This is a genomic window from Maricaulis maris, assembly GCF_003634045.1.
Lineage (GTDB): Bacteria > Pseudomonadota > Alphaproteobacteria > Caulobacterales > Maricaulaceae > Maricaulis > Maricaulis maris.
On sequence record NZ_RBIM01000007.1, the window covers coordinates 93,864 to 109,092 of the forward strand.

11 protein-coding genes are annotated in these 15,229 nt (G+C 64.2%); 7 read left to right on the plus strand and 4 right to left on the minus strand.

Annotated elements, in window-relative coordinates; genetic code table 11:
• Nucleotides 1-186 precede the first annotated feature (186 nt).
• Both C7435_RS14410 and C7435_RS14415 read left to right on the plus strand, forming a co-directional pair.
• A complete protein-coding gene (locus C7435_RS14410; protein WP_170150484.1) occupies nucleotides 187-1,926 on the plus strand; it encodes a PAS domain-containing sensor histidine kinase in 1,740 nt (579 codons plus the stop codon).
• 161 nt (nucleotides 1,927-2,087) lie between these two features.
• Complete coding sequence (locus tag C7435_RS14415; RefSeq protein WP_147422713.1) at nucleotides 2,088-2,909, plus strand: hypothetical protein; 822 nt, start codon at nucleotides 2,088-2,090, stop codon at nucleotides 2,907-2,909.
• 367 nt (nucleotides 2,910-3,276) lie between these two features.
• On the opposite strand, the gene C7435_RS14420 is transcribed toward C7435_RS14415, so the two are convergent.
• Complete coding sequence (locus C7435_RS14420; protein ID WP_121212354.1) at nucleotides 3,277-5,604, minus strand: DEAD/DEAH box helicase; 2,328 nt, start codon at nucleotides 5,602-5,604, stop codon at nucleotides 3,277-3,279.
• Nucleotides 5,605-6,021: 417 nt separating this feature from the next.
• On the opposite strand from C7435_RS14420, the gene C7435_RS14425 reads away from it, so the two are divergent.
• From C7435_RS14425 to C7435_RS14435, 3 genes are read left to right on the plus strand one after another with little or no spacing between them, the layout of a single operon-like run.
• Nucleotides 6,022-7,116, plus strand: coding sequence for an ATP-binding response regulator (locus tag C7435_RS14425; RefSeq protein ID WP_170150485.1), 1,095 nt, complete (start codon nucleotides 6,022-6,024; stop codon nucleotides 7,114-7,116).
• Between the two features lie 4 nt (nucleotides 7,117-7,120).
• Complete coding sequence (locus C7435_RS14430) at nucleotides 7,121-9,319, plus strand: sensor histidine kinase (protein ID WP_170150486.1); 2,199 nt, start codon at nucleotides 7,121-7,123, stop codon at nucleotides 9,317-9,319.
• A complete protein-coding gene (locus tag C7435_RS14435) occupies nucleotides 9,303-9,734 on the plus strand; it encodes a response regulator (protein ID WP_121212227.1) in 432 nt (143 codons plus the stop codon). Before C7435_RS14430 ends, C7435_RS14435 begins: the two co-directional genes overlap by 17 nt.
• 31 nt (nucleotides 9,735-9,765) lie before the next feature.
• Here C7435_RS14435 and C7435_RS14440 read toward each other — a convergent pair whose 3' ends face one another.
• The 3 genes from C7435_RS14440 to C7435_RS14450 all read right to left on the minus strand — a co-directional run bounded on the left by C7435_RS14440 (nucleotide 9,766) and on the right by C7435_RS14450 (nucleotide 14,369).
• Complete coding sequence (locus C7435_RS14440) at nucleotides 9,766-11,361, minus strand: ABC-F family ATP-binding cassette domain-containing protein (RefSeq protein ID WP_075191042.1); 1,596 nt, start codon at nucleotides 11,359-11,361, stop codon at nucleotides 9,766-9,768.
• Nucleotides 11,362-11,668: 307 nt separating this feature from the next.
• On the minus strand, nucleotides 11,669-12,565 hold the full coding sequence (locus C7435_RS14445) for a hypothetical protein (RefSeq protein ID WP_121212228.1): 897 nt from the start codon (nucleotides 12,563-12,565) through the stop codon (nucleotides 11,669-11,671).
• A gap of 103 nt (nucleotides 12,566-12,668) precedes the next feature.
• On the minus strand, nucleotides 12,669-14,369 hold the full coding sequence (locus C7435_RS14450; protein WP_147422714.1) for a cellulose biosynthesis cyclic di-GMP-binding regulatory protein BcsB: 1,701 nt from the start codon (nucleotides 14,367-14,369) through the stop codon (nucleotides 12,669-12,671).
• 57 nt (nucleotides 14,370-14,426) lie between these two features.
• On the opposite strand from C7435_RS14450, the gene C7435_RS14455 reads away from it, so the two are divergent.
• Together C7435_RS14455 and C7435_RS14460 are read left to right on the plus strand one after the other, a co-directional pair.
• Nucleotides 14,427-14,756 (plus strand): DUF1491 family protein, encoded by a 330-nt coding sequence (locus tag C7435_RS14455; RefSeq protein WP_121212230.1) that lies wholly within the window; start codon nucleotides 14,427-14,429, stop codon nucleotides 14,754-14,756.
• Nucleotides 14,757-14,812: 56 nt separating this feature from the next.
• Entirely contained in the window at nucleotides 14,813-15,202 is a 390-nt protein-coding gene (locus tag C7435_RS14460; RefSeq protein WP_121212231.1) for a hypothetical protein, read from the plus strand.
• Nucleotides 15,203-15,229: the final 27 nt, after the last annotated feature.

Sequence of the window (15,229 nt, forward strand, 5' to 3'; positions counted from 1 at the left end):
AATACTCCTTTGAACCCGGCTCATACTGCCTTGCCTTGAACCCGCATCCAAGGGGGGTAGCGTGATGAATTATCACGACGCTTACCGCATGGGATGCGTAAACGAACAAAGTTTAAGATTCAGTATTTGTTAACGTCGAAGGCGAAGATTCCATTCAGCAATAAAAGCGAGTCGCACCGGTTCGACATGAAGCCGAAAACGCCTGCCATAGCAGCCTGGTTCGCACGCCAAGGCGGAACGCTTGTCAGCCTGATCTGGCTTGGCACGCTGGCGGCTGCCTTGCCGCGGCTCTGGCCAATCCTTGACGGCGGACCGCTGGAGAAAACACTGCTGGTCGCCGGCATCGCCGCGCCTGCCCTTGTCTCCTTCCTGCTGATACCCCGCATGGAGCGCGCGTTCGAGCGTTTCCTGCTGGCCTTGGTGTGGACCGGCTTCGCCGTCGGCGTCACCCTGACCGGCGGCGGCGTGACCGGTATAGGCGTGCTGGCCTTCCTGCTGGCACCGGCGATCGCGTCGGCCTGCGGTGAGCGTGATGGGGTCGTCAAAGCCGCGGCCCAGTCGGGGCTGGCGGCGCTGGTCGTGGCCGGGCTGCAGTTGACGGGTTTCGTTGCGCCGGCCCCGATGTCGGTCGAACTCCATCTGCCCTTCGTGCTCGGTTGCGTGCTCACCCTGTCGACCGGTTTTGCCTTTGGCGCCCTGCGCGCCGTGCATGATGCCGACAAGGCCCGGGCCGAGGCCGAGCGTGGCCGGGTTCGCGCCAAGGCGTTTGATGCCTCGCCGGTACCACTCATTGCCTGCGATGCCGACGGCCATATCCTGGCCGCGTCGAAAGGTCTGCGCGACCTGTCACCCGGCCTGCCGCGCGAGCTCAAGGGCCTGCCGCTGGCCGATCTCGGTTTTGACGAGGATGACCGCGCCCAATTGGCCGCCTCCGGTCGCCGTGCCGCCCTGCGTGATATTGACGGCCAGCTGGTGGTGCGGGGGACTCGGGGGTACAGCGAAGATGTCCGCGTCCAGTCGCATCCGATCCATGGCGGTTCGGTCATCGCGCTGGCCAAGGATAGCGGCCCGGCGCTGGAAGCCGCGCTCAGCCAGGCCCGTCGCGATCGCGAAGCGGCCGAAGAAGACGCCCGCGCCAAGTCACAATTCCTGGCCTCGGTCAGTCATGAGCTGCGCACGCCGCTCAATGCCATTATCGGCTTCTCCGACGTCATGAAGGCGCGCCTGTTCGGGCCGCTGCCGGCGCGCTACGCCGAATATGCCGACCTGATCCATGAAAGCGGCCAGCACCTGATGGAGCTGATCGGCGACGTGCTCGACATGTCCAAGATCGAGGCCGACCGCTATGAACTGGTGCGCGAGACCTTCGATATCAGCGAAGTGGTCAACCTGTCGGCCAAGATGATGCGCCTGCAGGCAGAAGAGGCCGGCATCAATCTCAAGATCAAGCGCCATGACGGCCCGGTCCTGGTCGATGGCGACCGCAAGGCGCTGCGCCAGATCCTGCTGAACCTGTTGTCCAATGCCGTGAAATTCACGCCCAAGGGCGGCGCGATCGTGGTCATGGCCCGCCCGTCCGGCGGCCAGCTTGTGCTGGCGGTCGGTGATAGCGGTGTCGGCATTGACCCGGCCGAAGCCGGCCGTCTCGGCCAGCCCTATCAGCAGGCGGCCAATGCCCGTGACATCGACAAGCGCGGCACCGGTCTTGGCTTGTCACTGGTGCGCGCCTTGTCGGAACTGCATGGCGGCTCGATGAATATCGCCAGCCGCAAGGGCGAGGGCACCACGGTGACCATCTCCCTGCCCATCCTCGCCGAGGACACGGCCGATGTGGAACCCCTGCCGGGCCTCGACGTCCGCCAGCAAATCCAGCGCGCCCAGGAAGCCAGCCAGGACATGACGGTGGCGAAAGCGGACGTGGCTTAGGGGCTGAGGCGGCAGTAGATGATTTAACGCGTCTGCCCCTTTCCAAGTTCTACTCGGTTTGCCGCGCGCCGATCCCGTTCTCTTTTAGTTTTGCGCAATCACTCAACTTAGGGTAATGTGTGTCAAGTCAAGCAGCCTAGGGGGTGGGTGTGTCACTCGACTTGGACGTTCTGATTGGGACACTCGCCGTAGGGGCATTCGGCTGGTTCGTGTGCCTGATGGCCGCCCGAATCTATGGCGTCCGCTTGTCTGCCCTCATCGATCGGATACCCCAGGTAGCGGGAAGCCGAATCGCGGCGGCCTTGCTGGCCTCATACGCGGTGGGTTTGGGATTCGAGAATCTCTCTAACTACGTGTTTTCTCACGATAAATTAATGGTTACCGTGAATCTGGACACGGATGCGTCGCTGCGCGCGAAGGCTTTGTTTGGTCGCGAGGTAGTTCCGTTTTCCAGCGCGTCGGTGGTCACGCATGGCTGGGATGATATGGCTCGGAGTTATGTGCGCCTTGATTTAACGGAAGCGCTTGGCGACGAGCAGGCGGTCTGTTTGCGCCGGCTTTTAGAGGCAGTGGTGATCTGCGGTGCCGAGAGTGGCGTATCAAACATGGATCAGGTGCTGGAACGGATTGCCTCCAACCTTTACTATCACGCCAAGAACATTGTGTTTCTCTCAGAAGGTTATCGCGAAGAACTTGTTAATCTACAGCATCGATCGGACTTGGCGCGCTCGATCGCTTTCCTGTCCGCTATTCTCTTTGTTGGGGTCGCGCTGCACTTCGTCGCGTATATGGCATCGATGATGGTGGCCAAATCGGTCACGATGGCTGGATGGTTGCCACTTGCCTTGCTTTTGGCACTCTTGGCGCTCGTCGCATTTTCTGGATACCTGACTTATACGCAGGAGGAGTGGGAGATAAACAGGCGCGTGTTCGGCTATTTCCGGTCGCTGCGGTTGATTGGCGAATACCCATCCGCACACTAGGAGGTAAGCCCTTGGTTGGGTACCGATCTTGGAAAGTGCGCGGATCAATCCATGTATTACGTGTCTGCCAGCGGGCCGTATCGGGTTCTTGAGGTCAAGGGCGGCGCAGCCGCCGCTTCGCGGTTTCACCGTTGAGCTGAAGACCCGGATACGGCTTACTCTTGGCAAGCGCTATAGGGATGGGCGCGCGCCGGGGGCGCCGCCCCAGGAGAATCCACAACGGGGTCATCCCGGACATATGCCCGGCCTCGAGCCGGGCGGAGATCTGGGACCCATTGTTGCGAATGCTGGCAGCATTGGGCGTATGGGGCCCTGACTTTCGCCCGGCCTTCGCCGGGCGTCCATCAGGGATGACGAGCGGCCCGGATCAGCCTTTCGGCTTGCGCTTCAGCGTTGCGCCCTTCTCAAACGGTTTGGCGCCGTCCTTCTTGAAGCCGGGCTTCTTGCCGGCCGGCTTGTCATAGCCGCCGGCCTTTTTCTTGAAACCGCCCGGCGCCGGTTTGCGCTTGCGGGCCCAGGAGCTGTCCTCGCCCTTGTCGGGGCGGGCATTGGGATTGGTCAGGTCGCCAGCGGGGCGAGCCTTGGCGGCCGGACGGTCATCGCGGGATGCAGCCGGCTTGTCGGCCCGCGGACGGCGGGGCTTGTCGTCCTTTTTCCAATCGGACTTGTCGGCCCGGGGCTTCTTTTCCCAAGGCTTGTCGTCACCGCCGACCGGTGTGTCAGCGCGGTCAAAATCCGGCTTCGGCTTGCCCTTGAAGGGGCGGTCACCATCAGCCTTCTTGCCGTAGGGCTTCTTGTCGCCGAACGGTTTCTTCTCGTACGGCTTTTTGTCGCCATAGGGTTTCTTGTCCCAATAGGCCTTCTTCGCATACGGTTTTTTCTCGTAGCGCGGCTTGTCGCCGGAGGTCTCGCCATCACGCTCGCGCTGGTCATGCGGCTTGCGGTCCTCATAGGAGCGCGGCGCGCTGTCATCGCGATTGCGGCTGACCGGATAACCGTCGCTGTCGGTCTCACGATGGCGGGACTTTTCGCGGTGACGCATTTTCGGCGTGCGGGCATCGGTCGGCCCGTCATTCGGTCCGGCGCGCTCCATCTGCGAGCCGTCATCCGGGGTGACACGAATATTGTTCTCGCCGCCGCCGTTTTCAGCCAGGGCCTTGGCGAAGCGGTCGGCATGTTCGGCGTCGATCTCGAAACGGGTCTCGCTCTCGCCAATCTGGATCGAGCCGATCTCGCGCTTGGTGACATGACCGAGGCGGCAGATCAGTGGCAGCAGCCAGCGCGGCTCGGCCTTGGCCTTGCGGCCGGCCGACATGCGGAACCAGACGCTGGCCTTGAAGTTCTCGCGCGGCTTGCGCTCGGGACGCTCATTCTGCGCCGCCGGGCCGGACAGCAAGTCTTCGGCTGAAGGCAGGGTCGCCAGACGGGCGCGCAGGAAGGCGGCGGCCAGTTGCTCGGCGGTGAATTTTTCCAGCAGGGCGTCGGTGTCGACCTTCATCGCCTCGTCGACCTCCTCGGTGAGGATCGGATCGGCCATCAGGCGTTCGCGGTCTCGGGCGCGGACATCGTCCGAGCTCGGCGCCTCGGCCCATTCGGCCTGCAGCTTGGCATCGCGCAGGAGGCGATTGGCGCGGCCGCGGCGGGTGTGCGGCACGATGATCGCGCAGACGCCCTTGGCGCCGGCGCGGCCGGTGCGGCCTGAGCGGTGCAGCAGCACGTCGGAATTGGTCGGCAGGTCGGCATGGATGACCAGTTCTAGACCCGGCAGGTCGATACCGCGGGCGGCGACATCGGTGGCCACACAGACACGGGCACGGCCATCGCGCAGGGCCTGCAGGGCGTGGGTGCGTTCCTTCTGGGTCAGCTCGCCGGACAGGGCCACGGCGGCAAAACCACGATTGCCGAAGCGGGCGGCCAGACGGTTCACCGCCTCACGCGTGGCGCAGAAGATGATGGCGCGCTCGGCGTCGTAATAGCGCAGCACATTGATGATCGCATTCTCGCGATCCGACGGCGCCACCGACAGGGCGCGGTATTCGATATCGGCGTGCTGACCGCGCTCGGAGACTGTCGAGATGCGCAGCGCGTCCTTCTGGAAGCGGCGCGCGATGTCGGCAATGGCGCGTGGCACGGTGGCCGAGAAGAGGAGGGTGCGACGGCTCGCAGGCGCGGCGTCGAGGATGTATTCGAGGTCCTCGCGGAAGCCGAAATCGAGCATCTCGTCGGCTTCGTCCAGAACCACGGCCTTCAGCTGCGACATGTCCAGCGCGCCACGCTCGATATGGTCGCGCAGGCGGCCCGGCGTGCCGACCACGATGTGACAGCCGCGCTCCAGCGCCCGGCGTTCGGTGCGCGGATCCATGCCGCCGACGCAGGAGGCGATGCGGCCGCCAGCCTCGCCATAGAGCCAGGACAGTTCACGCTCGACCTGCAGCGCCAGTTCGCGTGTCGGGGCCACCACCAGCGCCATCGGCAGGTCGGGCATGTTGAAATTGGTGTCGTCGCCCAAAAGCGTCGGAGCCATCGCCATGCCGAAAGCGGCGGTCTTGCCGGAGCCGGTCTGGGCCGAGACCAGCAGGTCGCGCCCGTCAGCATCTTCCGCGATCACAGCGGACTGGACTTCGGTGAGGGCGGCATAGCCCTTCTTTTCAAGCGCAGCAGCAAGGGCCGGCGCAATGCGCGGATTCAGAGTCATATGGTGCTTTTCCAGTGCCAAAATGCCGGCCACACCCATCAGCGGCCGGGTTCCATCAGTGTCCCGGTAAGGACGCCGAGAGGGCGACTGGCCGGAATATGCGGGGCTTTAGCACAGGATAGGCGGCAAAGGCCAATGGTGTGGCAGCAGGGCGGGCATGCAGATGTGGGGGTGAGGCGCGAACGGGTGATCGGCAGGTCATGAGAGCGGGGCACAGGTCCTCGGATGAGTGTGCCAGGTGTCGTCCGATGTTTCGGAACCGTGTCCGGTCAGCTTGCCGCCTATCATGGCGAATCTGCGCATTGGCTGATTTATTGTTTTGCGACAGGACCGTTCTGTGGTGGACTATCAATTCGCATGACATTTTTGCTGTGTCGGTTCGACTGCGTGATCGGCCCCGCAACCGGAGCATTCGCGTTGGAGAGACAACCCGCCGGCTCGGAGCCCAGACGCTTCCTGATCATCGATGATGACGATCTCGATCGGATGGTGATCGAGCGCAAGCTGGGTCAGCTGGAGCCGGGTGCAGTGTGTTGCCACGCGGCGACCGCCGAAGATGCGCTTCGCCAGGTGGCCCGGGGTCCGGCCTTTGACGCTGCATTCGTTGATTTTGCCATGCCGGACGAGGACGGGCTGAGCACCATTCGCGCGCTGCGGCGGCAAAAATCGCTTGAGCTGGTGCCGGTGATCATGGTCACCGGGAGCGCAGACCCGGTGCTGGCCGCGTCGGCCATCATCGAGGGCGCGGATGCCTATCTTGGCAAGGAGGACATGACCGACTCGCGGTTTGCCTGGGCGCTCGTCAGTGCGACCGAGCGGGCGAGATTGCGCCGCGAGGCCCGGGCCAAGGAGGTCGCGATGCGTGAATTTGCGTTCAACGCGGCCCATGATCTCAAATCACCGCTGAACGGGATTACCGGATTTGCCACGCTGCTGGCGAAAGCCGTCGACGGTGTCTCGCCCCAGGCCCGGGAGTTTGCGGCAAAGATCCGGACACAGGGTTTCAAGATGGCGGAATTGATCGACTCGATGCTGGACTACGCGATTGCCGGTGAAGCGATCGGCGAGACCCCGGTCGTCGCCCTGCAGGATGTTGTCGACGATGCCGTCGCATCAACCCGGGCCGCGTTGGACGCGGTCGACGCGACCGTGCATGTCAGCGCGGCCGGACGGGCGCCCATGGATCGCCTGCAGGTCGAGCGGGTCGTGCGCAACCTCATCCTCAACGCGGTCAAATACCGCTCGTCCGCACCTCTTGAGATAACGATCCGGACCCGCGAAGAGGCCGGTGGCGTGGCGGTCGAAATTACCGATAACGGGCTGGGCGTTCCGGCTGATCTCCAGGACCGGATTTTCGAGCCCATGCAGCGCGCGCACCAAGAATCGGCAGACGGTCACGGTCTGGGCCTGGCGATTTCCCGCAAGATCATCAATGCCCATGGCGGCCGGATCTGGTGCGAGCCACGATCTGCCGGCGGCAGCCTGTTCACTTTCACCCTGCCGGAGGCCTGACCGAATGGCGCAGACCCCGCCCACACGCCTCGCTGCCCTCGTCGCCCGGGCCGGACCCCATCGCGGGCATATTGCGCTGGCGCTGGTGTCGATCGCGATCTGCGTCACCGTCATGATCGGCTGGAAGCTGGGTCTGGAAACGGTGGTGCGGTTGTCGCCGACCCTGTCTCCGATGCAGTTCAACACAGCCCTGGCGCTGGCGCTGGTGGGCATCGGGGCGATTGCCGGGAGCCTGCGGTATCGCCTCGTAGCGGGCGTGCTGGCAGGAGCGGGGGCAGGCATTGCCGCCCTTAACCTGCTTGAAATCGCGACCGGTGTCCGACTGCCGCTGGATGAGTTGTTCCACGCCCATCAATTTGTCGAACCCGGCGCCATTGCCGGCCGGATGTCGCCCAATTCTGCATTGGCGATCCTGTTGATGGGGCTGACCGTCTTCGTGCCCCAGATCCGATTGTCGGGTCGACCAATACGAGGCGCGGCCATTGCCGCCTTCATGTTCAGTGCGGCGGCGATCGGCGCGATCGCGGCGTCGGTGATCGGCTATTTGATCGGCGCCGCGGAAGTCTTCGGGTTCGTGCCGGAAACGCGGATGGGTGTGCTGACGACAATCGCCGCAACCTGTCTGGCGGTTCCGATCTGCGAGTCGATGCTGGCGGCCCTTCTGCGTCGGCGCCGTTTGCCCGTGGCGGGCCTGCTGGCCGGTTTCGGCCTCGCACTGGGGATTGTGCTCGCGTCCGCGCATGGTGCCATTCGCGAAGATGCCCAGAATGCACGACGCGCCCAGCTCGACCTGGAACTGGGATATGTCGCGCGCCAGCTTTCGGGCAGCATTGCCGACCGGGTCCTGGCGATGGAACGCATGGCGCAGAGATGGGGGCGGGTCGGCGGCCTGTCAGAGGAGAATTGGCGTGCCGACGCGCTGCGCTACGCCTCAGACTATCGGATGATTCAGGCTGTCAGCTGGGCCGGGACCGATGGCATTCTGGCCTGGGTGGAACCCCTTGCCGGCAATGAGGAGGCGGTCGGCCTTGATCTGTTCAGTTTTCCGGACCGGCGCGCCGTCTATGAGCGTGCCCGCGACAGCGGCCGCACGGTTGCAACGCCCGTTCTCGATTTCGTGCAGGGCGGCAGGGGCTTCATCACCATGTCACCGGTTTACGTGCGCAATGGTGAGTTCGACGGCGTCATGAATGCCGTTTTCGTATTGTCTGAGGTGGTCTCGGCCATGCCGGTTTCGCCGGTATTGGGTGAGGCGGAGCTTCTGCTGGCCGACACCACAACCGAGATGATTATGTGGGACCAGGTCCAAGTCTTGGATGGGACTTTCTTTGTCGGCATCGGGCAGGACGCCGCAGCCGTGCTCCAGCCCCGACAGGTGATCGCTGACCTGGTGCTTGTCCTCGGTCTCATTTCCGGCGGACTGGCCCTGCTGGCCTCGGCTGCCCTGCTTCGCTCGCTGGCGCAGAACCGGCAGATCGCGCAGACCAATCGGGACCTCGAACAAGCCAATTCCGAACTCGACAGCTTTGCCTATCTGGCCTCGCACGACCTGAAATCGCCGATGCGTGGCATCCGGCAATTGGCCGACTGGCTCGAACAGGACATGGCGGCGAACCTGTCAGAGGAGGCGCGGCGCTATCTTGGCCTGATCCATTCGCGGATCGGTCGCTTGCAGGACTTGTTGGATGCCCTGCTTGAATTTTCCAGGGTCGGGCGGAATGCGATGGTGCTGCAGAGCGTCGACGTGCTGGAGGAGGTCCGGCGCGCCGTTGCCCTGCAGGATCTTCCCGAGACGTGGACGGTCGATATCCGCGGCGACCGGCTGGAGGCGAGGGTCGACAAAAATCTGCTTCTCGTGATCGTCGCCAATCTTGTCCGCAATGCCGTCAAGCACCATGATCGGGAGGCCGGGCATTTGCAGGTGGTTTTGACCTGTGATGTGGATGACTGGACACTGGCCGTGATTGATGACGGGCCGGGCATACCTCGTGAGAAGCAGGAACGGGTGTTCGAAATGTTCCAGACTCTCAAGGCCAAGGATGTTGTTGAGGGCAGCGGCATGGGATTGGCGATTGTGTCCAAGGCCGTTGCGCGTTTGGATGGCGATGTCCATGTCGAGTCGGATCCATCCGCAGGGCGCGGGTCCCGTTTTATTGTTCGCTGTCCGCTTGTGGTGAGGGAAGCTGATGCATCTCAATCGTGAAGTTTCCATCCTGTTGGTCGAGGATGATGATATCGACGCCGAGGCTGTTTCGCGGGGCCTGCAACAGGCCCGGGTTGCCAATCCGGTTGTACGGGCCCGCAATGGCGAGGAAGCGCTCGCGATTTTGCGGCGGGAGGACGGGGCGTCGGGCATCCGGCCTCCCTATCTCGTGCTTCTCGATCTCAACATGCCGGTGATGAACGGGATTGAGTTCCTGGGCGAGCTGCGCGCCGATCCGGCGCTGACCCGGGCCGTGGTCATGGTGTTGACCACCTCGAACGCCGACAGGGACCGGCTTGCGGCGTTTGATCACCATGTCGCCGCCTATATCCTCAAAGCCCGGGCCGGGGCCGAGTTCGAGGCCGCGATCAAGCTGATCGGGCATTATTGGCGCTACGTCGAATTTCCCGACTGATGCCGGCCACTGGCGGGCTTGCGGCCGTCGGTCAGGCCTTCGCCTTGGCCTTGTCGGCCTGCAGGATCAGCTTCCGGTAGTCATTGAGATCGCCATCATAGCGCGTCGCGCGGCCATCCTTGACCAGCCAGAGCTGGTCGGCCGTGCCTTCGGCGAGATAGACGTCGTGGGTGATCAGGACGACGGCGCCATTATAGTCGTTGAGGGCGTAGATCAGGGCTTCGCGGCTGTCGATATCAAGGTGCGAGGTCGGCTCGTCGAGGATCAGGATGTGCGGCTTTTCCAGCGCCATCAGGCCGAGCAGCAAGCGCACCTTCTCGCCGCCGGACAGTTTCTCGATATTGGTTTCGACCTTCTCGTAGGGAAAGCCCATCCCCGCCGCCACGGCGCGGCAGCGTGACGGGATTGTGCCCTCGGGCAGGGCGTCGCGGACATGGTCGAGCACGGTTTCGCCGGGGCGCAGCTCATCCATCTGGTCCTGCGAGAAATAGCCGATGCGCAGGGAGCGCGCCGCGGTGCGTTCGCCGGACATCAGCGGCAGGCGGCGAGCGATGGATTTGACCAGCGTCGTCTTGCCCTGGCCATTGGCCCCGACAATGGCGATGCGGTCATCGGGATCCAGCCGCAGTTCGACACCTTTGAGAATTTCCGCGTCCTTGCCGTAGCCGACCGAGGCGCCGCGCAATTGCAGCAGCGGGGCGGCCAGCTTGTCGGTCGAGGTGGGGAATGAAAACGGCGTCGTGCGTTCGGCGATCGGGATGGAGATGTCCTGCATCTTCTGCAGCCGTTTCACGCGTGACTGGGCCTGGCTCGCCTTGGAGGCCTTGGCCCCGAAACGATCGACGAAGGATTGCAGGTGGGCGCGGTCGGCTTCCTGCTTGGCGCGCTGGCTTTCCAGCAGCGCGGTCTTGGCGGCGCGCAGTTTCAGCCAGTCATCATAACCGCCCGGCGAGATGGAGAGCTGCTTGTGTTCCAGCGCCAGCGTGTGGGTGACGCAGCGGTTCAGCATTTCCCGGTCATGCGAGACGATCAGCACGGTGTGGGGGTATTTCTTGAGATAGGTCTCCAGCCAGGCGGCGCCTTCAAGGTCGAGATAATTGGTCGGCTCATCCAGCAGCAGAAGGTCGGGCTGTGAGAACAGCACGCCGGCAATCGCCGCCCGCATCCGCCAGCCGCCGGAGAACTCGCGTGTCGGACGCGACAGGTCGGCATCGGTGAAGCCCAGACCCATCAAGACTTCCGCCGCCCGCGATTCCGCCGACCAGGCGTCGATATCGGCCAAGCGCATGAAGATCTCGGAGATGCGGTCCGGATCGGTCGCGGTTTCCGACTCCTGCATCAGGGCATGCCGTTCGGCATCGGTAGCCAGCACCACGTCCAGGATGGTCTCGTCGGACGGTGCGACCTCCTGCGCCACCCAGCCCATGCGGGCACCGCGATTGAGGCGGATCGAGGCGTCGGAGGAGGGCTGGTCGATCTCCTCGCGGATCAGCTTCAACAGGGTCGACTTGCCGGTCCCGTTGCGCCCCACCAGCCCGACCTTCCAGCCGGAAAAGATCTGTGCCGAGGCATTCTCGAACAGCGAGCGTTCGCCGATGCGATAATCGAGGTTTGAAATCGTCAGCATTGACGGGGTCCAACGGGCGTTGAAGTGGCCGGAAAAAGGGGTGGTGAGGGCCGGACTTCAACCGCGCCGCATCACCCGCCGGACATCACGCCCGTACTCTTGGCCGGGGTCATAGCGGCTGAAGGGCGATCCGGCCAGTGCTGGCTGCGGTGAGGGGAAATTCGAACCCTTGTCATCCCCGCTGGATGTCCGGCGAAGGCCGGACGCAAGGCGGGGACCAACATGTTGCTATCAGCTGGGTCCCTGACTTTCGCCCCGCCTTCGCGGGGCGTCCATCAGGGATGACAACAGGGGAGAGCCCCGTGCCCTAACTCCGCACCTCACCGCGGTCAGCCCCGCGCAGAAACGCCAGCGCAGCAGCGAAGTCGCCGATTTCGATGTGGTGGCGGGCGACGATATGGCCGTGGCGGTCCATCAGTTCGATGCGGGCGGTTTCGCGCGGGTCTCGTGCAGCCAGCGCGTCGGCGGCCGAGATCGGGAAGTCGAACAGGGTGGCGCGGTCTTCACCGGCCAGGGTGGCGGCGGTACGACCGGCATCGCGGGCGCTGGCCCAGACGCGTGTCTCGGCAAAGCGGGGCGGGGTCCAGCGAGCCCAGGGGGCGTCGGTCGGGCCGGTATAGGTGCCGCCCATCGTGGCATCATACAGCGTCGGCTGGCGCTCCATGTCGCGCAGGACGAGAATGGCCGAGGTGGCCCGCTCATTGCCGGGCAGGGTGAGGCTGAGCTGGCGCTGACCGCTGCGGGTCGAGACCCCGATCTTCAGATCGCCCTGGTCCTGCACGATCGACCAGACCGGCATGTCCGGCATGACACCGCGGCTGGAGGTCCAGGTGAAATGGGTGCCGGGGAAATCCATCGCCGGAATGCGGACCCAGCCGGCAAAGGCGTCGACGACGCGGTTTTGCAGATCACCGACGGCGGGGTCGTTGCAGGCAATGCCGGACGCTTGTTGTTGCAGCTCACGGGCATAATCGTCGAGGGCGTGCAGCGAGATGCCTTCACGCAACAACAGGCCGCGGGCTTGCAGGCGGGCAGCGTCAAGGGCGTTGCGCTGACCGGCCGTGAAGAGGTCGCAGCGGGCATCGACCGCGAGGGCGAGTTGACGCTCGCCATAAATGGCGGCGGTCGCATCGTCGGCCAGGGCCGGTGCGGCCAGACTGGTCAGTCCCAATCCGAGGCAGATCGTTTTGATGATCGCGTGCATGACAGATCCCGCTTGCATGGGACCTGTCTAGCAGGCGGGCTTTGATGCCACGTGAAGAAGGGTGGTTAATGCTTAGCGAATTCAATCACTAAGTTTTGCCACACTAGGCTTGGGCCCGGGCCTGTTTGCGGCGACCGAAGAAACCGCGCACCAGCAGGAGGAACGCCGCTCCGAACAGCAGGAAGGCGGCGTCGCGGGTATGGTCGACGGCGAATTCCTGGACCCGTTCGACCAGGCTTGGTGCGACCACGGTGTAATCCAGTGCGGTGACCCCGCGGGCACTCCAGACCGCAGCCCGGCCTTCCAGTGCCGTCCACAGGTCGGACCGGGCCAGCGAGCGACCGGCGGCCTCGAAGGAGGCAATGTCCGGTGCGGTCAGCGTGCCGATCCAGCGACCATTATTGGCCTGGTCGCGGAACAGGGAGGCGACACCGATCCCCACTTCATTACCGGCTTCCGCATCCGCGGCGTCGGCATAGGCGGCGGCGGCGAGGCGCATCAGGCCGCGTTGTCCGCGCGAGCGTTCGGCAGCGCGCAAGGCGGCGCGCAGCTCGGGCGGGGCATTGCGGTCAACGGCGGCGATCTCGGTCGAGCCGGGGCCGATGACCAACAGGTTGTGATTGGCCGGGGCGGTCTCGCTGGCATCGCCATACCAGGCATAGAGCCAGGCCTCGCCGGAGATCAGCGCGGCGCGGGCGAGGACGGACAGGGCACCATGGCGGTCGGCGTCGAACTGGGTCGAGAATTGTACCGCAGTGCGAGACCCCTGATCGGCACTGAAGGGCAGGCCGCTGTCGGCAAAGGTGCGCAGGTCGGCATTGGCGTGCAGCGTGCGGGCATCGCGGATCTGACGTGTGCCGAGACGGGTTGCCGTCATCGCATCGGCGGCGAGGAAGCCGCGGCGATAGCCGATGAAGGAGCGCGCTGCCATCAGGCGGGCCGCGGCGGTCGCCTCGTCGAGATTGCGGCCGGTAACGACCAGATGCGGCAGGCCGCGTTCATTGCGGAAGGCGATCTCCGGACCGGTCGAGCGATCACCCGAGCGCAGGGCGGCGCGGTCGTCGGCGGCGAGACGGTCATTGTCGGCGATGCGGACAATCAGGTCGGCCTCGTCGGCATTGGCGGTGAAGAGCGGGACCTGGCCGGCGCGCAGGGCGAGACCTTGGGCGACCAAGGCTTCCAGCGTCACTCGTTCACGACTGGCATCGGTGATGAGGGCGATCCGGCGCGGCGCGGCAAAATCGGCAGCCAGCGCCTGTTCCAGGCTTTCCAGCGTGTCGATCGGTGCCACCGGCTCCAGCGTCAGCCGCATTTGCGAGCGACGGGCATCGACAATCCAGCCGGCGGCCGAGGTGTCGGTGGAATAGGCGATCTCGAGCGTGTTGCTGCCGGGACGGAAATCAGCGGAGAAGAGCGCGAAACGGGCTTCCATCGGCCGTGCCTGCGGCCGGATGGTGATCGCTTCACCGCCATTGACCGAGACATGGATCAGGCCGGCCGTGCTGTCGCTGGCCGGGCGGGCTGCCAGGCGCAGCCAGGCTTCCGAGGTCTGGACATGCGGCGGCAGGGTGAAATCGATCCGGGCCAGCCGGCGCGTGGTGGAGAGGATGAAGGCATCGGCGCCGCCATCGAGATCCGACAGGCTGCGCTCTTCCGTGTTGACCGGAATTGTATCAACCTCTGCCGCAGGCGTTTGTCCCGCCGCCGCGTCGGTCGATCCTGTACTCTGGCCCCAAACGGCAAATGTGCCGGACGCAACGATAGCCAAAGCGGCAACCGCAGACGACAATACTCGTACCAACATAGAACGCTCCCTCACCCGTTTACAGATTATTAAGCAATTGGGCGGCCAGCAACGAAAATGAGTGCTCTGAAATCAAAATTCTGGGTCGACGCCTTGATTCGCAGGGCTGAATTGGGGTTGGCGGCGATTTATGTGATTCGCCGGGGAGACGAAGATGCCGGGGCAGTGCTCGTGAAGGTGGTAAGTGGGCCGTCGCTGGCACAGCTTTATGTGCCGTCGCGGGACGAGGAGGGCAGTCGTATCTGGACCTGCCGGCGCGAAACCGACGAGGCCGAGCTCGACGCCTGGTGCCGCAAGCGCATCGACCAGGACCCGGATCTCTGGCTGATCGAGATCGAGGACCGGCAGGGGCGGCATTTCCTGACCGAGCCGGTAGACAATCCTTAACGTCACCGCGCTAGGGTCAGTGCGGTTCCAACAGCTCAACAAGGTTCGAGTTTGCGATGTTGTTTCTTTTCAACGATGTCGTCTTCGACCTGGGTGATCTGAAGAGCGTTTTGCGCTCCGGCAAAATTCCGCTTTCGACCGCCCAGATCGAGACTTTGACGGCCGCCCAGCTGAATTCCCTGGTGCGCGAGGCCGTGTTTGCTGACCCGCATATCGCCCATAACAAGCCGGAACATGTCCGCCATCTGGTGGCGCTGATCAGCTTTGTCGCGCCCGGCGCGAATGCGCTGCTGGCGGTCCGGCCGGACGACGCCACCGGCTTTCAGGAGGTCGGCCTGCGCTATGCCAATGTCTCGATCACGACGCTGGCTTCGCTGTGGCGCGATCAGACCAATGGCGATCTCACGGCGCACCAGATCAATGACCAGGTCTGGCTGGCCGCTTGAGGTGGCTTGCCTAGCGGCCCGGTAACA